General features: G+C 42.8%; 16 protein-coding genes. 13 read left to right on the plus strand and 3 right to left on the minus strand.

Features of this window, described 5'->3' with window-relative positions:
• Positions 1-375 precede the first annotated feature (375 nt).
• The 3 genes from MSP8886_RS19995 to MSP8886_RS20005 all read right to left on the minus strand — a co-directional run bounded on the left by MSP8886_RS19995 (position 376) and on the right by MSP8886_RS20005 (position 4,408).
• A complete protein-coding gene (locus tag MSP8886_RS19995; RefSeq protein ID WP_067020223.1) occupies positions 376-1,476 on the minus strand; it encodes a mechanosensitive ion channel family protein in 1,101 nt (366 codons plus the stop codon).
• A gap of 182 nt (positions 1,477-1,658) precedes the next feature.
• Positions 1,659-3,320, minus strand: a complete 1,662-nt coding sequence (ettA, locus tag MSP8886_RS20000; RefSeq protein ID WP_067020226.1) for an energy-dependent translational throttle protein EttA — start codon at positions 3,318-3,320, stop codon at positions 1,659-1,661.
• Between the two features lie 173 nt (positions 3,321-3,493).
• On the minus strand, positions 3,494-4,408 hold the full coding sequence (locus MSP8886_RS20005) for a DMT family transporter (RefSeq protein WP_067020228.1): 915 nt from the start codon (positions 4,406-4,408) through the stop codon (positions 3,494-3,496).
• 270 nt (positions 4,409-4,678) lie between these two features.
• Here MSP8886_RS20005 and nrdR point away from each other — a divergent pair, with 270 nt between their 5' ends.
• The 13 genes from nrdR to MSP8886_RS20080 all read left to right on the plus strand — a co-directional run bounded on the left by nrdR (position 4,679) and on the right by MSP8886_RS20080 (position 17,404).
• A complete protein-coding gene (nrdR, locus tag MSP8886_RS20015; protein WP_067020234.1) occupies positions 4,679-5,173 on the plus strand; it encodes a transcriptional regulator NrdR in 495 nt (164 codons plus the stop codon).
• Positions 5,174-5,176: 3 nt separating this feature from the next.
• Positions 5,177-6,364 carry a bifunctional diaminohydroxyphosphoribosylaminopyrimidine deaminase/5-amino-6-(5-phosphoribosylamino)uracil reductase RibD gene (gene ribD, locus MSP8886_RS20020; protein WP_067020236.1) on the plus strand — a complete coding sequence of 396 codons (1,188 nt, stop codon included), beginning with the start codon at positions 5,177-5,179 and terminating at the stop codon, positions 6,362-6,364.
• Positions 6,365-6,412: 48 nt separating this feature from the next.
• Positions 6,413-7,555: a bifunctional 3,4-dihydroxy-2-butanone-4-phosphate synthase/GTP cyclohydrolase II gene (gene ribBA / locus MSP8886_RS20025; protein WP_067020239.1), complete on the plus strand. Its 1,143-nt coding sequence runs from the start codon at positions 6,413-6,415 to the stop codon at positions 7,553-7,555.
• Positions 7,556-7,568: 13 nt separating this feature from the next.
• Positions 7,569-8,045, plus strand: a complete 477-nt coding sequence (gene ribH / locus MSP8886_RS20030; RefSeq protein WP_067020242.1) for a 6,7-dimethyl-8-ribityllumazine synthase — start codon at positions 7,569-7,571, stop codon at positions 8,043-8,045.
• 8 nt (positions 8,046-8,053) lie between these two features.
• Positions 8,054-8,560: a transcription antitermination factor NusB gene (gene nusB / locus MSP8886_RS20035; protein WP_067020245.1), complete on the plus strand. Its 507-nt coding sequence runs from the start codon at positions 8,054-8,056 to the stop codon at positions 8,558-8,560.
• A gap of 209 nt (positions 8,561-8,769) precedes the next feature.
• Complete coding sequence (locus tag MSP8886_RS20040; protein WP_139063185.1) at positions 8,770-9,339, plus strand: heme NO-binding domain-containing protein; 570 nt, start codon at positions 8,770-8,772, stop codon at positions 9,337-9,339.
• Between the two features lie 18 nt (positions 9,340-9,357).
• Positions 9,358-10,869: a sensor histidine kinase gene (locus tag MSP8886_RS22720; RefSeq protein WP_067020252.1), complete on the plus strand. Its 1,512-nt coding sequence runs from the start codon at positions 9,358-9,360 to the stop codon at positions 10,867-10,869.
• A gap of 2 nt (positions 10,870-10,871) precedes the next feature.
• Positions 10,872-12,197: a response regulator c-di-GMP phosphodiesterase, NosR family gene (gene nosR, locus MSP8886_RS20050; protein ID WP_067020254.1), complete on the plus strand. Its 1,326-nt coding sequence runs from the start codon at positions 10,872-10,874 to the stop codon at positions 12,195-12,197.
• A 378-nt stretch (positions 12,198-12,575) separates the two neighbouring features.
• Entirely contained in the window at positions 12,576-12,986 is a 411-nt protein-coding gene (locus MSP8886_RS20055; RefSeq protein WP_067020257.1) for an ExbD/TolR family protein, read from the plus strand.
• Complete coding sequence (locus tag MSP8886_RS22375; protein WP_175365328.1) at positions 12,943-14,013, plus strand: energy transducer TonB family protein; 1,071 nt, start codon at positions 12,943-12,945, stop codon at positions 14,011-14,013. The genes MSP8886_RS20055 and MSP8886_RS22375 overlap by 44 nt, the downstream gene beginning before the upstream one ends.
• A 51-nt stretch (positions 14,014-14,064) precedes the next feature.
• Positions 14,065-16,362 carry a TonB-dependent receptor gene (locus MSP8886_RS20070; RefSeq protein ID WP_067020262.1) on the plus strand — a complete coding sequence of 766 codons (2,298 nt, stop codon included), beginning with the start codon at positions 14,065-14,067 and terminating at the stop codon, positions 16,360-16,362.
• Between the two features lie 68 nt (positions 16,363-16,430).
• Entirely contained in the window at positions 16,431-17,027 is a 597-nt protein-coding gene (locus tag MSP8886_RS20075; RefSeq protein WP_217491189.1) for a MotA/TolQ/ExbB proton channel family protein, read from the plus strand.
• Positions 17,028-17,185: 158 nt separating this feature from the next.
• Positions 17,186-17,404 carry a hypothetical protein gene (locus MSP8886_RS20080; RefSeq protein ID WP_067020265.1) on the plus strand — a complete coding sequence of 73 codons (219 nt, stop codon included), beginning with the start codon at positions 17,186-17,188 and terminating at the stop codon, positions 17,402-17,404.
• Positions 17,405-17,869: the final 465 nt, after the last annotated feature.

The following is a 17,869-nucleotide window of genomic DNA, read 5'->3' on the forward strand; positions in this document are numbered from 1 at the left end:
GAAGAAGAACGACGGGTATAGGGTTTGGTCATGGGTTGGACTCCGTTATCGGTGATGAGATGAAAACGGAGTCCAGTTTAGAGTGCGAAAAGATGGGATGAAATAACGGCGTAGAATGAACGCTTACATTGAAAAGGCGTTAGCGGTATTAATCCTAGGAAAAGGAATAGCGATAGGTTCTATATTAAAGGAGAGAGGTAATTCAAATGCTAGGCAAATGGGATGGACTCGTTGGTATGTACTGCAGCTTCATTGACTGTAAGGCTTGTTGTCCAGAATCCAGTAGAGATTAAACCATAGCGCAAATTTTTCCGTTGAGCCTTGCCCTTGACTGCTTTTAGCGAGGGCTCTTACATTTGGAATTAGCTTTTGGTGTCATCTTTTTAATTGATGACCTGTATGTTTTTCTTTGAAATGAACGTTTTCTTGATCTGTATTAATCGCGCGAATTGGGTAAGGAATAACGATTCCTTCTACTTTAAAGCGTTTATGCAGTGCTTTGATAAATGCTGAACGAATAAAAAACTGATGAAAATATTCGTGGGCTCTGAGCATCACAGTAAAATTGATGCTAGAGCTGTCGAAGGTGTGGAATACTACAAAGGTGTTGTAATTGTTTACTCCGTATTCATGAGATTTTAGTATTTCTCTGGCCACCTCTAGGGTAATTTCTTCTACTTTTTCTAGGTCAGAGTCATAGTGTACATTGACTTCTACCGGAACGGACAACTCTCTTTGCGGATAGAAATAGTTAATAACTTTAGATTCAGACAATAAACTATTGGGCATAATAATGGTGTTATTGGGTAACATTTTGATCCAAGTTGAGCGCCAGCCAATTTTTTCTACAAAACCTTGTTCCCCAGAATCCAGCTCAATGAAGTCTCCCACTCGAATCGGTCTGTCCATGAGCAACTGTACACCAGAGAAGAAATTTTCTAATGTTGGTTGAAGTGCGAGAGCCACTGCCAATGAACCAATGCCTAAAGAGGCAATAAGGGGGGTGATGGAAACACCTAGAGTACTCAGTAGTATCAATATGCCAATGCCGTAAAGAAAAGAGCGACTAACACCTTTCATAATTGATTGGCTGTTGTGAAGTAGTCTGGACTTTTTACTGTAGTGAGAGATCATTCCAGTGATCATAGAATCAACAAACATGACGATGGCGAGAACCAATAAAGTTGGCAATATGTAAGTAGTCATCTTTTCTAGGCGAGAACTCATCGCAGAATTCGCGTTGAGTAATTCTTCCAATAGTAAAATGCCAAACAATAGGGCAATCAAGCTTAAAGGCCATTTAATGGCGCGTAATAATAAGCTATCGAAATAGTAGCGGGTTTTATCACTTAGGCGAATAAGGCGAGAGAGAATAAGGTGCTTAATCGATAGTAATATACCGACAGTGACTAATACGATGAAAACCGATATAGCCCAGTCGGGAAGAGGAAGATCTAAAGAATCAAGCTTAGCCATACAACGCATCCTGCTTAGGAAAGTTAACAGGATGCTCTGCAAGATTTGTTCCTAAGTCCCTTAGAGAGGCTGTAAATGAATTTTGTTAGAAGTACATATTACAAAACGGGGCCAATAAAAAGCGCTTACCTTTCGATAAGCGGTTTTTTCATTTCTGTACCAACTAATTCTATTAGATAGAATTACGCGTCGATACGTTTGTATTTAATACGTGTTGGTGTTGCGTCTTTACCGGTACGAGACTTGTAGTCGGCTTCGTATTCTTGGTAGTTCCCTTCGAAGAAGACCGCTTTCGAGTCGCCTTCGTAAGCCAAGATATGGGTTGCTACACGGTCTAGGAACCAACGGTCGTGGGAAATCACAATGGCAGAGCCTGGGAAGGCGAGAAGCGCGTCTTCCAGTGCACGTAAGGTTTCGACATCAAGGTCGTTGGTCGGTTCGTCCAATAGCAAAACGTTGCCGCCTTCTTTCAAAAGTTTGGCAAGGTGCAAACGGTTACGCTCACCACCGGATAGGTGTTTGACCAGTTTTTGTTGGTCAGAGCCTTTGAAGTTAAAACGGCCGATATAAGCACGGGAAGGTACTTTCCAGCCATTTACTGTGATCATGTCTTGGCCATCGGAAATTTCTTCGAAAACCGTTTTTTCGCCGTCTAGTTCACGCATTTGATCAACGTAAGCGAGTTGAACGGTTTCACCAATGGTCACGGTACCTGAGTCGGGTTGCTCAAGACCAGCAATCATTTTGAAGAGTGTGGATTTACCCGCACCGTTACCACCGATCACACCGACGATCGCCCCTGGTGGTACAACCATATTAAAGTCTTCCACCAAAACGCGGCCATCGAACCCTTTGGAAACGTTCTCGATTTCGATAACTTTGTTACCTAGGCGTGGGCCAGGTGGAATGTACAATTCGTTGGTTTCGTTGCGTTCTTGGAACTCTTTTGAGTTCATTTCTTCGAAACGGGCCAAACGGGCTTTGGATTTGGACTGACGACCTTTGGCGTTTTGTCGAACCCACTCAAGCTCAGATTTGATGGCTTTTTGGTGAGACGCTTGTTGTTTTGCTTCGGTTTGTAGTCGAGCGTCTTTTTGTTCCAACCAAGAAGAGTAGTTGCCTTCGTATGGAATACCGTGGCCACGGTCAAGCTCAAGAATCCAGCCTGCTGCGTTATCAAGGAAGTAGCGGTCGTGGGTAATGGCGACCACGGTACCTGGGTAATCTTTCAAGAAACGCTCTAGCCAAGCAACGGACTCGGCATCCAAATGGTTGGTCGGCTCGTCGAGCAAGATCATGTCCGGTTTGTCTAGAAGCAGACGACATAGGGCGACACGGCGACGTTCACCCCCGGATAAATGTTCAACGCTGGCATCCCAAGGTGGCAGACGCAGCGCATCGGCAGCGACTTCTAGCGCACGGTCTAGATTGTGGCCATCTTTTGCTGTGATCAGGTTTTCAAGCTCGGCTTGTTCAGCGGCCAGCGCGTCAAAGTCCGCATCCGGATCCGCATACGCCGCGTACACCTCATCGAGACGAACAAGGGCATTTTTCACGTCGGCAACGGATTCTTCCACAATGCCACGTACATCTTTCGATGGGTCCAGTTCAGGTTCTTGTGGCAAGTAGCCCACTTTTAACCCAGGCATTGGACGGGCTTCACCGTTGTATTCCTGATCAACCCCCGCCATGATGCGCAGAAGCGTCGATTTACCCGAGCCGTTAAGCCCTAAAACACCGATTTTCGCGCCGGGGAAGAAAGAGAGGGAAATGTCTTTGAGAATTTCGCGTTTGGGGGGAACAACTTTCCCTACGCGGTTCATGCTGTAAACAAACTGAGCCATAAGCGAGTAGTTTCCTGATAAATGGTTTGATAGCTAGTGTAATAAACTGATTGTCTGAATAAAATGCCCACAGAGCGATTTCGTTACGCTCGGTTTGTGAGGAGTCTCAAGGCAATAAAGTTCGCTAAGAATAACATACTTCCGGTTAGTTCAGAATAACGCCCCGTTCTACCTTATTGGCCGCTGAGCACAATTAAAGCAGCACCAATCACGACCAAAATCGCCCCTATCCAAGCGCCGAACGCTGGACGTTGTTTGGTGGTGATCCAAAGCCCAGGCAAAATCAACACGGGGACAATGGCGGATAATGTTGTGACGATGCCAACATTGGCGTGACCAACGCCCCATACTAAGACGCTCATACCGACGACCATGCCGATGGTTGCCAAGGCGGTAATGCCGATAAAGTCTGAGCGAGTTAATTCGGAAAAAGGTAGGCTACTGGCAGGCCTTCTATGACGATAATAAAGCCCATAAGCGAGTAGTAAAGCGATGGCGCCAGCGCTGACTCGTACCGTCGATACAGCGATTGGGTCGGCACCATCCAGCAAGGCGGGTTTGCTTAATAGAGCCCCACAGGCTTGGCCTAGGGCACCACCGAGAGCGAAGAGGACGCCAGTACTGAGTTTGCCTTTGGTTTGCTCCCATTCGTGCAGTTGTTCACGCCTTTTGCCGAATAGAATCGCGATAATGACGCCGCTGAATACTAGACCACAGGCCAACAGTTGAGTCAGTGAGAGGGCTTCGTTGAGAAAAAGCCAGCTGAGGAAAATCGACATTGGGGCATTGGTGGCAAATAATACACCCGTTCGACGCGGCCCCAGACGGTGAACGGCCGTAAATAGCATGGTATCCCCAAGGAAAATACCCAGCAGCCCAGAGAGAATCACTAATGGTGAGTGTTGCCATAAAGACGCATCAAAACGCTGGCCGAGTAGGCTAATCAGGATCAGAAGACAACTGGCAATGGTAATACGTATTGTGTTGAAACGCATGGTACCGAAACGATGTATGAGTCTTGGAGCCATCAAACTTGAAATGGTCCAGCATAGGGCGGCAACAAGACCAGATAATTCTGCAAAAGGCATGATAATTCCTTATGAGCGACTGGATGTTCGTTATTTAGAACAAAAGCCGATCTTTGTTAATGGCTTACAATAAAACCGACTTCCTGTTAATAAGGCTGACATTATGGCGAACGTTGTCACGGCCTATGCCATGATATAAATCACCGTCTGCTACGATGGCCAAGTGTTGATTGGTAGCTATATTAAGGTGAGATTGGTATGATTCCGAGTATAAAATAGAGCCGTTTAATTGGTTTGTAAACTTCATTTTTTACTCATTTTGGAACCGTCATGCGATGCCCGTTTTGTGGAATGCAAGATACCAAAGTTCTTGACTCCCGCCTAGTATCTGAAGGAGCGCAAGTGCGTCGTCGTCGCACCTGTAGTCATTGTCAGGAGCGTTTCACCACGTTTGAAGTCGCCGAGCTCCAAATGCCTAAACTCATCAAAAGTGATGGCAGTCGTGAGCCTTTTGATGAGGATAAGCTGCGCAGTGGCATTCTTAAAGCAATAGAGAAGCGCCCCGTGAGCAGTGAATCGATTGAAACGGCGATCGCACGGATTAAAGAAAAAATGCAAGCAACGGGTGAGCGTGAATTGCCGTCTCGTTGGACGGGGGAGGCGGTTATGGAAGAACTGCAGCGTCTGGATCAAGTAGCGTATGTGCGGTTTGCTTCTGTCTATCGGAGCTTTAAAGACATTAGTGAGTTTCGTGATGCCATTGATCATCTTGAAAATCGTCGAGACAGTGGGTCACTGTCTGACGTCAAACAAGAAGGGAAATAAGTTATGATTCAGAATCATGAATACTGGATGGCGAAAGCCATTAAACAGGCTCAAAAAGGTCTTTATTCTACCCATCCTAACCCTCGTGTTGGCTGTGTAATAGTGAAAGACGGGGAGTTACTCGGTCAGGGCTATCATGTTCGTGCGGGAGAAGGTCATGCTGAGGTGAATGCCTTAGCCGATGCGAAGAGCCGAGGGAATCAAGATATCACGGGTGCCACCGCCTATGTGACACTTGAGCCTTGCAGTCATCACGGAAAAACACCACCTTGTGCCGACGCACTAATTAAAGCGGGCATCTCCTGTTTGGTTTATGGGATGCAGGACCCAAACCCAGAAGTGTCGGGCAATGGTTTGAAGCGTATCGCCAAAGCCGGTATTGAAGTGGTTGGCCCAATTTTAAAAGCACAATGTGAAGCCTTGAATCCTGGTTTTATCAAGCGGATGCGCGAAGGGTTGCCTTTTATTCGGGTGAAGCTTGCCATGAGTGTGGATGGTCGGACTGCGATGGAGTCCGGTGAAAGTCAATGGATTACGGGACCAAATGCGCGTCAAGATGTACAGCGTTTACGGGCTCAAAGCGATGCGGTTGTGACTGGGATAGGCTCTGTTTTGGCGGATAATCCAAGTATGACAGTGCGCATTGACCATAACGATCAACCTGTAGACGCTAAAACGGTGCGTCAACCATTGCGTGTGGTAATGGATACGGCTTTATCTATTTTACCGGACGCCAAGATTCTTTTTCCCACACAGCAAGCCTGTGTATTTTGCGTGGAAGAAGAAGTGGAATCCGAGCACTTGGATCTCTTACAAGAGCGGGGCGTGAGGGTACGCTTTGCGAATCGTGGCGAGGATGGTCGATTGGATTTGTTGACCACCATGGAACAATTGGCTGATGATGGCATTAACGAAGTACTCGTTGAAACCGGAGCGGAACTTGCTGGGGGCTTTTTACAGGCAGGCTTGGTGGATGAAATTGTCGTGTATATGGCTCCTAAGTTACTCGGTTCAAGCGCACGTCCAATGTTCCAATTGCCTTTGGATACCATGGCGGAAGCTTTGGATCTGGAACTTAAATCGGTACGCCAAGTTGGCCAAGATGTGCGCTTGGTCTATGTGCCACAATACCTTGAATACGATGATGGGCTGTTGGACATTGATGAATGGGGCGTGGCGCAAGACGCTTAACCTGCGAACAAACGATAGCTTGTCCTAACAATAAGAAGTGAGATTACGATGGCGTTAAACAGTGTAGAAGAAATTTTAGCCGATATCCGTCAAGGTAAAATGGTCATCTTGATGGATGACGAGGATCGAGAAAACGAAGGGGACATAATCGTCGCTGCCGAGTGCATTACGCCAGAGATTATCAACTTTATGGCAGTCCATGCCCGTGGCTTGATTTGCCTAACGTTAACGCCTGAGCGTTGTAAGCAATTAAATCTCCCTTTGATGGTCAACGACAATGGTACGGTGTATTCCACCAATTTCACGCTGTCTATCGAAGCGGCTGAAGGGGTAACCACTGGTATTTCGGCAGCCGATCGTGCACTGACGGTAAAACGTGCCGTAATGGCGAATGCCAAACCTTCCGATATCGTTCAGCCAGGTCATGTTTTCCCATTGATGGCTCGTGCGGGCGGGGTATTAAGTCGAGCGGGTCATACAGAAGCCGGATGTGATTTAGCGCGTATGGCAGGCTACGAAGGGGCCTCTGTGATCGTGGAAATCATTAATGACGATGGCACTATGGCAAGAAGACCAGATTTAGAGAAGTTTGCCGAGAAACATGGCTTAAAAATTGGTACAATCGCTGACCTGATCCATTATCGCACGTTAAATGAGACCACCGTAGAACGTGAAAGCGAGAGCGTGGTACAAACGGAAGCGGGCGAGTTCAACTTAATTACTTATCGCGATACCGTTCAAGGGCTTTCTCACCTTGCGTTTGTGAAGGGTGAGATTGCTGCGGATGAACCGACGTTAGTGCGTGTGCATGTGGCGGATCCAGCACGTGATTTTGCTGGCATTATTGGTGAATCGGATGAGCCGCGTTGGTCCATGAGTAAGGCATTGGATTATATCGGGCACGCTGGCAAAGGTGTGGTTGTCTTAGTGGACACCCATGACAAACCGATGGATTTAGCGAGTAGCTTTGCCACATCGATTCATCCACCCGCGGGTAAAGGACCGGATCAAAGTGGTTCCGGTACGTATTTGACGGTTGGGACTGGATCACAAATTTTGCGCGACCTTGGTATTCGTAAAATGCGCTTACTAAGCTCGCCTAAAAAGTTCTCCGTGACAGGGTTTGACCTTGAAGCAGTAGAGTTTATTCCTTACGCGGGGGCGCCTGACGCAACCGTTAAGCAAGATTAGAAGAGAGGTTGTCATGAAGGATATTACGACTTACGAAGGGCATTTTTCAGCGCCTGGTGCGAAATTTGCGCTCGTAGTTGGCCGTTTTAACAGCTATGTTGTTGAAAGCTTGTTAGATGGTGCGGTTGATACTTTGATTCGTCATGGTATTCGAAAAGAAGATTTGACGATTGTTCGTGCCCCTGGTGCCTTTGAAATTCCGGTGATCGTTAAGAAAGTAGCGGATCAAGGTAAGTATGATGGCATCATTGCATTAGGTGCGGTCATTCGAGGTGGTACGCCGCATTTTGAGTATGTGGCAGGTGAATGTGTGAGTGGCCTTAGCCACGTTGCATTACAATATGGTATTCCGGTGTCGTTTGGCGTGTTAACCGTCGACACCATTGAGCAGGCGATTGAGCGTGCGGGCACGAAAGCGGGCAACAAGGGGGCAGAGGCGGCAATCTCTGCTCTTGAGACCGTGGCTGTCCTACGCAGTCTGGATAACTGAGGCAAAAAATGAGCGAAGTGGAAACAACCAACGACCAAAACCCAGCACCGAAACGTAAGGATAAAAAACCTTCACGTTCTCAGATGCGCAGTGCGTCTCGTGGTTTGGCATTACAAGCGGTCTACCAATGGCAGATGAATCAATCCTCTGTTAGTGAGATCGAAACGCAATTCACCTTGGATCAAGACATGAGTGCTTGTGACAAATTGTATTTTCGTGAATTGCTGCAGGGCGTCACCAGCCGTGCAAAAAAACTGGATGGCTTGTTCGAAGAGTTACTGGATCGTCCTTTGAGCGAACTTGATCCCATTGAATTGGCCGTGTTACGCCTTGGTGCGTTTGAATTGTCTGAGCGTTTGGATGTTCCCTATCGCGTCGCGATCAACGAAGGCGTGGAATTGGCAAAAGGTTTTGGCGCAACTGAGAGCCACAAATACGTCAATGGCATTCTGGATAAGCTGGCACAGCGTCTCCGCCGTGAAGAAATCGCTGCTCGTCGACAAGCCAATAAGTAGTTGCTAAACAATGATCTAACGCTCACCGAAAGCGTTATTAACGGATCGCTAAAAAACCATTATTCGTTAACGAATAATGGTTTTTTTATGTCAGCTGTTCGTCCTTTCTCTAACCCAGTCAAGTTAAACAAAATATTACGTATCAACACCAAAACCCCATAAGCATTCCGCCAGCTTTTGACTAACCTGAAAGAAAGTAGGTAACCACAGTGAGAAAGCGTATGAGAGGAAGTGTTTTTACCAACTTCCAAGAAATGGTGGAAGCGCAATTTGGAATGGCATGCTGGGAAACCTTGCTGGCAAATTGTGACTTGCCCAGCGGCGGTATTTATACCGCATCTGAAAACTATGATGACCAAGAGATTCTGTCTCTGGTGGTGGCTTTGTCCGATGAAACCAATATTCCGGTGAATCAACTCGTCGAAGCATTTGGTCGTTATTTGTATAAAGGTTTAATGCACAGCTTGCCACCTTCAATGAGAGATTATCCGGATCTTTGGACGCTGTTAGAGGCGGTGGATTCTGTGATTCACGTGGAAGTACATAAGCTCTACCCTGATGCGGTGACACCTAAATTAATTGTTCAAGAGAAGTTTGATACAGGCGTGAAGCTATATTATCAGTCGCCTCGTAAAATGTGTTTATTAGCCATTGGCTTGGTGCATCAGGCGGCGGAAAGTTTTGGAATGTCTGTTTCCATAACACATGAATGTTGTATGCATGAAGGGGCAGATCACTGTCTATTGCTGGTCGAGCAAGAACAGGTCAAGCAAGACTAAATTTTCAGGGGGGCGATCATGGATTATGAAGCGGCTTTTTTACGTGAACGCACCGCTCGCAAAAGAGCTGAGAGTATCCTCGAGGACAAAAGTCGAGAACTCCATTTGGCCAATCAATCTTTGAATGACAATGTGGAATCCCTGGAACTGGCTCTGCGAGAAAATAAGTTTCTTATTCACATTGGCCGTTATGGCCTTGAAAAACCGCGATTACGGGACTTTTTGCCAACGATAGTGAAGGATATGTTGCGCTTGAGTGAAGTGACATTTGCTGTGTACTTTCATTTTCCCTTTGATCCTAGTCAAGCGGATTTTCGTTCTGATTTACTGCGTAATGAAGAAAATTTAAGTATGGGAAATGCTTCTATTGCTCGCTCCGACTTAGATTTGTTGGCCTGTGAGATTGAGGAGAAGGTTAGAGAGTCAAGAAGAACGCATTTTCAAACGGTAGCGGTGACGATTGATAACGTCGCCATCGATACGGCAGTGGCTCTGCCCATTATCAGCTTGGACTATCTTAGTGGCATCATCATTTTGTTTAGCCAAGGGTTAACATCAAGACAGCAAAAAGAAATCGAAATGTTCCGCGTTGGTATAAAGCAGCTGGCGATTATGATGGAACACCGTTATCAAGAAGATAAATTGTTGGCGAGCTATGAAAACGTCAAAGTTGCCAATGAAGCGCTGAAAGAGACCCAAAAAAAGTTAGTGCAATCGGAAAAAATGGCTACCGTTGGTCAGTTATCAGCAGGTATTGCACACGAAATTAATAATCCGATGGGATTTATTAAAAGCAATATGGGGGCCTTGAGTGGGTATGTTGATGATTTTGTTGAGTATGTGACAGCGGTAAAGTCATTGGTGGATCAGGCCTTGTTAAGAGGTGACTCGCTAAGTGAATCGGCTAAAGTGTTGGATACCCTGTGGCGGGATATTGATATGGAGTTTTTGTTGGAGGATAGTAAGAGCTTACTCGAAGAGTCCCAACACGGTGTGAAAAGAATTCTGGATATTGTGGGTGGGTTAAAGCGTTTTTCGCGGCAATCGGATCATCAAAAAGAGCAGTGCGATATTGTTAGCATCATTGATGAAGCCTTAAACATGGCCCATAACGAGCTTAAATATAAGGGAAAAGTCATCAAAAAAATGGAAACTGTTCAACCTGTGATGGGGAAAAGTGGCGAATTGTTACAGGTATTTTTAAACCTGTTCGTGAACGCTTCTCATGCGATGGATGAACAGGGTAAGTTGACGGTGAGTGTTGAGGATAAGGAGAACGGTGTACAGATCAACGTCGCCGATAATGGCAGTGGCATTGACCCCAAACACTTGGACTCTATTTTTAACCCTTTCTTTACAACGAAAGAAGTGGGGGTAGGGACAGGGTTGGGCTTGTCTATTTCTTATGGAATTGTTGAAGCGCATAACGGCACAATCGATGTGACGAGCGAACTAGGTGTGGGGACAGTGTTTAGTATTTGGCTGCCTTACCTGAATAGCGGCGCAGCGACCTCTGAAGAGGGAGAGTGAAGATGACAAATACAATGATTGATCAGACTCATGTGGTAGAGGCTCCTGGTATATTACTTGTCGATGACGAGGCAAATGTGTTGTCATCCTTGCGTCGCCTCTTTCGTAAATTGAATTGCACCATATACATTGCCAATAGTGGTCAAGAAGGGCTGGATATTCTCAAAGAGAGCGCTATTGATGTGATCATTAGTGACGCACGTATGCCTGATATGGCTGGTCCTGAATTTCTGGCGATTGCCGCCGAAACTTACCCAGAAACAACTCGTATTCTTCTTACCGGTTATGCTGATATGGATGCGATTGTGGATGCGGTGAATCGAGGAAAAGTATCCCACTATGTTGAAAAGCCTTGGGATGACGAGCGCTTAATTGCTTTGGTAGAAAGTGCGCTGACAAACACCCAACTAAAGAAACAAAATGCACAATTACAATGTGTCGTGCAAGAGCAAAATAAAAAACTTAAAGCGCTGAATGACTCTTTAGAAGCGACCGTGAAGGAACGCTCCTCCAAAATTATTCAAATTAATGAAAACTTAAAAGAAAACTACCGTAATGTCATTGATTTGTTCGCTGGGTTGCTGGACATGCGTCAGCCTAAATCTGAGATACATGTGCCTGATATTGTATCATTGGTAAGAGATATGGGCACTCGTTTGCAGATGACTGAGAAAGAAGTGGATGTTCTACAAGGCGCGGCCAAAATGCGCTATATCGGTCAAGTGTGTTTGTCTGATGAGATTCTGAAAATTCCATACGAGGAATTAACACCCGAGCAAAAGGAAGAATACGAACAGTATCCTATGATGGGCAGTACCTTATTAACCTGTGTTCGGCAACTATGGCCGATGGCTGAAGTTATTCTTCAGCATAAAGAATACTTAAATGGTAAAGGCTTTCCTAATGGGGACTGGGAAAAGTTTATATCGAGGAGTGCGCAAATATTAACAGTAGCGAACGACTACATAGAATTGATGAATGGTCGGATGCTAGCAGAGCCTTTAACTCATGTTGAAGCATTGCGTTATTTAAGTGCTCGAGTGGGTGAAAATTACGCAACAGATATTGTCGAAACCCTGAAAGTAGTGTTGTCGACTTATCAATTAGAAGAACCCATCAATGACCAGCGAATCTGGTCGCAACAGTTGGTTCCTGGCATGGTGTTATCGAGAAACCTAGAAAACCATAAAGGGGCTTTTTTGCTGTCTAAAGGACATGTGCTGACTGCACACATCATTGAAAAACTGGTTGAATTGGAGCAACAATCTAAGGCTGAATTTAAGTTTTTTGTGATTGTTCCAGAGGGAGTGACCATTCCAGAAAAGTAGGGGCTGCGCCCCTTCTTTCTTTCGGACAGCCACATGGATAGTTATCAAGTATATTAGGTTTTATTCCATTACCCTTCTAGTAGTAGGCACCATTAAAAATATTTTTGTAGCCAAATAAAGTGTTTAATTTTATCTGCTAATCTTTTTTCTATCTTATTGATTCCTCTATAAAAAATATCAAAACAATTTTTTATATAACCTATTTCGCTTTTTAACTTCTCTTTTTAATTATGGTGTAATTTTTTTGTCGTTTTTTTGTCATTATAAAAAACTAGTATGACCAAGCAGTCAGGATTGATAAGTGTTTTTTATTTTTTTGCAGTCTAAATTTTTAGTGCTGTATAGATTTTTATTGTCATTTTAATGGTGTTTTAAATTATGCGAAGTTGGAACGAGCCCACTAAGAAGCGTCTTCATATTGAAATTATTCCAATGATTGATGTGATGATGTTTTTATTGGTTTTTTTTATTTTGATTAGCTTGAACGTTATACCTGCATTGGGAATTAAAACATCTCTTCCTGAATCAGGCCACGCTCAAGTATTAAAGCCTCAAAATAACGCTATTATCACCTTAGGCAAAAATGACAGATTGCAGTTAGATGGGAAAGATATATCGAAAATCAAAATTCTTGATAGTTTAAAACAGCTAAAAGAGAAAAATAAAAATTTAGTGATTATTATTCGATGCGATAAAGGAATCGACGTCCAGCGCTTAGTGTCGATAATGGATTTGCTAAAAGGCAGTGGCTTTAAATCCATTTCTATCGCAACAAAAAATAAAAACTAATAAGAACGACAATATGTTTTTTATATATAAAAATCGTTATTTTCTGGCATGTTTGCCAGTTTTTATAGTGTTAGGTTTTTGTCTATATTTGATACAGCAACCTTCATTAGACATAAAACAAAAATATGACCTATCAACTGTTAATGTCGCCCTTGTGAATGCTGCTTATGCTAATACTTCAAGCTCAGCTCCTAACCCTGTTGAAACTCCTCAGCCAAAGGTAATAGAAACGCCACCACCTCAGCCTGTTGAGCCGCCAGAAAAGAAGATAGAAGAAACGCCAAAGCCGGTTGAGAAGCCAAAACCAAAACCGGTTGAGAAGCCAAAACCAAAACCGGTTGAGAAGCCAAAACCAAAACCGGTTGAGAAGCCAAAACCAAAACCGGTTGAGAAACCAAAGCCAAAGCCGGTTGAGAAACCAAAGCCAAAGCCGGTTGAGAAGCCAAAACCAAAACCGGTTGAGAAACCAAAGCCAAAACCGGTTGAGAAACCAAAGCCAAAACCGGTTGAGAAACTAAAGCCAAAGCCGGTTAAGAAGCCAAAACCAAAACCGGTTAAAGCATCTCCAAAAATTAAAAATATAAAAACAGATAAAAATAAAGTGGCTAATAATGAAAAATCGTTAATGAAAACTCGATCTGATAAAAAAATATCAGGGAAAGTAGGCTCTGAAGTGATTTCTAAAGAAAAAGGCATGCATGCCTCTTCAAATCAATCACCTTCGTTAGAGGCTGAATATATACAAAACATACGTTCAGAATTGGAAAACTATAAGCAATATCCAAGAGGGAGAGCGGCCTCATTACAACGACCACAAGGAAGTGTTGTTGTATGGCTTAAAGTAGATAGAGCGGGAAATATTATAGATCGAGGGATAGAAAAAAAATCTCGTAGTATGTTGCTTAATAGAGCAGCTTATCAAAGTCTAAGACGGATAGAACATGTGGCGCCTTTTCCAAAAGGTAGTTTTGATGGACATAACTATTATCGATTTACAGCGACATTTGTATATACGGTTGGTCAATAAGGTATCAATGAGTTGACGATCCGTTCATAAATTATTAAGAGGAGTTAATTAATGAACAATGGTAGGTTTTTCCTAGGACTAATGGGCGTTGGCTTAATTGGTAGCGTATCCAGCTATGTATTCGCTAGTGACTCAGTCGATGTCGGCACAGTGAGTGTGGAAGGACAAGCGAAGGACAGCGGACAAATGGTCCAGGAAGACGCTGCCAAAGCTCGTTCTACCGTCACAAAGGAAGCATTGAATAAACAGGCGTCGACAGAAAATGGCATTGATAAATTAAAATATACACCTGGTATGTCTGTTATCAGTAATGATGATACGGGTCTTAGTGGTTTTCAATTCACTATGCGAGGCATGGATGCAAGCCAAATAGGAGTGACAATGGATGGTATTCCTATTAATGACTCAGGCAATTATAAGGTATATCCTAACTTGTTAGGTGACCCTGAAAATCTGGAGGAAGTTTTTGTTACTCAAGGTACGTCAGACAGCGATGCTCCCCATATAGGATCTAGTGGTGGCAATATAGGATTGGTTTCTGTAAGACCAACGAAAGATTCAGGGGCTTTTGTTAAACAGATTTTCGGCAGTCATAACTTAAAGAAAACATTTGTACGTTTCAATACTGGTAATATTGGTGGTTTTGAAAACTATTTATCTCTGTCTCACGCCACCTCGGAAAAATGGAAAGGTCCTGGTGATATAAAAGCAGATAAAATAGAGCTTAACTCTCTTTGGAGAGGAGATGATGGAAATAGCGTTAATGCTATTATTAAATGGCATAGGCAAGAAGGTATTGAATATGGAACACCAACATTATCTCAATATCATGCCAACCACAAAGTCGACCTTCCTGATAGAATAGAAACTAAAACTAAAAATGGCTCTCGATATATTTCAGGTAGCTATTATAAGCAAGCTCAGAACCCGTTTGAAAATATCACCTCTTCCGTTACTGGACGGTTTCATATTAGTGACTCTTTGCTTTTTACCGTTTCTCCCTATTTCTATGTGGCAAATGGTGGAGGGGCGTCAGCATTTATTCAGAATCTAAACAGTGGTTCTAATAAAGGTGGCATATATGATCTTAGTAATCTAAAAACTTCAAATCAATATAAAGAAGATGGCGTATTGACATCAGGTAGCTACTATCGCCCCTCTTGGACTGAAACCTGGCGCCCAGGTATTACGACAAAATTCGATTGGGCTTCCAGTATGGTCAATAATATTGAAGTGGGCTACTGGTATGAACGAGCAAGACAACGTCAAAGTAAGCCTTATATTCCTCTGAATAGTGATGGTAGTCCATCAGATATATGGGCTAATTTCGATAACCCTAATCAAGTGAAAGATGCGAATGGTAGAACCGTTCAAGGGCGCCAGTATATTACGATTACGCCAGCGCAAAAGATTTTCTTAAATGATACTTGGAATGCCACCGATAATTTGACTTTATTTGGAGGCGTAAATTATACCCATGTTAAGCGCGAAGGTAATAATAAAGGAAGCTTGTTTGATCAACCTAAAAAAGTGTCGGCCACCTATTCCCATGTGTTACCGAATGCAAGTGTTAAATATCAAGTGAATAATAATAATTCGGTTTTTTATAATGTATCTGAAAATATGCGTACACCACAAAATTATGCTCTTTATAATGCTGGTGATTCTATTAGTACAAAACCAGAGCTAAGTTGGAATAATGAGTTAGGCTGGCGTTATCAATCAGATGCTATCAACTACAGTGCTACACTCTATCATTTAGCCTTTACGAATAGACAACTTTCTACTAAAAACAGTGATAACCAATATGTTATGAAAAATATTGGTAAAGTGGTCAACTCGGGAATAGAACTTGAGCTTAGTGGGCTGCTTCCTCAGAACTTTAATTATTATGCTTCTTATACTTATACAAAGTCTGAGCAAAAAAATGATATATCCTCTAATGGCGTGACTTTGCCAACAAAAGGTAATCAAGTTGCTGGGGTACCAAAGCACATACTTAACCTTATGTTAGGATATGATAATGGTGTCTATTATGGGTCACTAGCTGAGCATATTGTAGGGAAACAATACGGCGATATGACAAACGAACAGTCTATTCCTGGTTACGGTATTCTTGATCTTTCGCTAGGCTATCGTATTCCATATGTATCTACGACAATAAAAAAACCAACAGTGCGTTTATCTGTCAATAACTTGCTCAATAAAGACTACCTTTCTGGTGTTGATTCGAACTCTTTCTCTTCAAAAAAACATACAAGTAATGGTAATACCTATAAAGCAAAAAGTCCTCAGTATTTAGTGGGGGAGGAGCGTTTTTTTGAGGTTTCACTAGAAGCTAGTTTTTAATTTAGTCTAAGAGAAATTGTTTTCAAATCAAATTTTTATTGTTAATAGGGTTTTTCATGAATATAGATATGAATTTTATACATGACGCAACATTTTACATCATGTATTTTGCTTCCATTGTTGGTGTTTTTGTTATTGTTGAGAGAAGTATTTATTTTTCGTTTACCTTGCGTCAGTCTCGTAAGCTTGAAAAAGTATTAAAACAGCGGATTCGCCAATTTGATGATATTCCGGAGACAGTTCGAAGTAAGAATTGTTTACCTCTTGCTCTACTGAAAGAGTTTTTTGAAGGGGTTGGCGAAGTCAGTTCCCATAATGAATTGGAAGATTTAAGCCAAGCAATCTATATCTCAATGAGAGGGCTGCTCGTCAAACGTCTGTGGATTTTAGAAGCTATCGTTGCCGGGGCTCCATTGCTTGGTTTGTTGGGCACTATTTTTGGTATTATTGATACATTCAAAGCGTTGGCGGAGTCTGGAGTATCTGACCCTAGTTTGGTGTCTAAGAGTATTGGTTCGGCTTTATATGCGACGGCGTTAGGTATTGGTATTGCCGTTGTGGGCCTTACTTTTAACCATCGTCTTCAGGATCGCCTTGAGCTGATTAATGATCACTTAAAAATACTGTTACTTCGTGCTGGTTTAGATATTAAGGAGCAAAAATAGCCTCAAAAGGGGTGATAAATTATTCACAATTTATTTTACTATGATTTCTCTGGTTTCTATAAGGTTTTATATTTTTATAAAATATCACTGTCATGGATGACTATTAGACTTTCTATTGCGGGTACAAAACTTATCTACGTTTAGGAGGAACTTAGTTCATGTTATTAAATAATCATTCTCAAATTTTACCTCTCTCAAATGACGAAATAAATGCAGTTTCTGGTGCTGGTGCTGGTGAATCAACTTCTCAGGGTGCTGCTGCGGGTGCTGTTGCGGGCTTTGTCGAAGGTGGGCCAGTTGGAGCTGCAATTGGAGCCGTTGTGGGAGGAGGTATAGGCTATGCGGGTTATGAGATTGGCGAATGGTTGGATTCATAAATAATTAGCCAAGAAAGTGCAGAGCTATTTATGGAAAATATAATGAGGTTTTGTGTGATGTTAAAGTTTTTCGAGAGGTTTTTGGTTTTTCTAGGCGAGAACCGTATAGTTATTTATACAGGGCTTATACTTCCATCTCTATTTTTTATTATCTTTTCAGTGAAAATCCCCGAGTTTTTTTTATTAATATGGTATGTTTTTTTAGGAATGGTTGCAGCTGCTAGGTATCGCAATAAAAAAGATAATATAGGATGGTCAATCTATCCTATTTTTATAATATCAATAATTATATTATACAAAGTAAGTTATTTTTTGGGAGAGTGGGCGGATAAATTAATTCATCATTAAATTTTTTTGTTTTTTTTACCTGAACTAAAACAGGAAAATAATTCGCTATTTTGGAGTTTTCTATAGTAGTGGGGAACTTTATTTTTGCTCATCATAGATCTCTAAAGAAAAGGTAAA

The sequence above is a fragment of the Marinomonas spartinae genome (assembly GCF_900089775.1).
Classification (GTDB): Bacteria; Pseudomonadota; Gammaproteobacteria; order Pseudomonadales; family Marinomonadaceae; genus Marinomonas; species Marinomonas spartinae.

Coding starts and splice junctions, on each gene's coding strand:
- MSP8886_RS20005 (WP_067020228.1), bottom strand. CDS start 4,408: ATGCCTTTTGCAGAATTATCTGGTCTTGTTGCCGCCCTATGCTGGACC.
- nrdR (WP_067020234.1), top strand. CDS start 4,679: ATGCGATGCCCGTTTTGTGGAATGCAAGATACCAAAGTTCTTGACTCC.
- nosR (WP_067020254.1), top strand. CDS start 10,872: ATGACAAATACAATGATTGATCAGACTCATGTGGTAGAGGCTCCTGGT.
- ribH (WP_067020242.1), top strand. CDS start 7,569: ATGAAGGATATTACGACTTACGAAGGGCATTTTTCAGCGCCTGGTGCG.
- MSP8886_RS19995 (WP_067020223.1), bottom strand. CDS start 1,476: ATGGCTAAGCTTGATTCTTTAGATCTTCCTCTTCCCGACTGGGCTATA.
- MSP8886_RS22720 (WP_067020252.1), top strand. CDS start 9,358: ATGGATTATGAAGCGGCTTTTTTACGTGAACGCACCGCTCGCAAAAGA.
- MSP8886_RS20055 (WP_067020257.1), top strand. CDS start 12,576: ATGCGAAGTTGGAACGAGCCCACTAAGAAGCGTCTTCATATTGAAATT.
- MSP8886_RS20075 (WP_217491189.1), top strand. CDS start 16,431: ATGAATTTTATACATGACGCAACATTTTACATCATGTATTTTGCTTCC.
- ribD (WP_067020236.1), top strand. CDS start 5,177: ATGATTCAGAATCATGAATACTGGATGGCGAAAGCCATTAAACAGGCT.
- ribBA (WP_067020239.1), top strand. CDS start 6,413: ATGGCGTTAAACAGTGTAGAAGAAATTTTAGCCGATATCCGTCAAGGT.
- nusB (WP_067020245.1), top strand. CDS start 8,054: ATGAGCGAAGTGGAAACAACCAACGACCAAAACCCAGCACCGAAACGT.
- MSP8886_RS20070 (WP_067020262.1), top strand. CDS start 14,065: ATGAACAATGGTAGGTTTTTCCTAGGACTAATGGGCGTTGGCTTAATT.
- ettA (WP_067020226.1), bottom strand. CDS start 3,320: ATGGCTCAGTTTGTTTACAGCATGAACCGCGTAGGGAAAGTTGTTCCC.
- MSP8886_RS20080 (WP_067020265.1), top strand. CDS start 17,186: ATGTTATTAAATAATCATTCTCAAATTTTACCTCTCTCAAATGACGAA.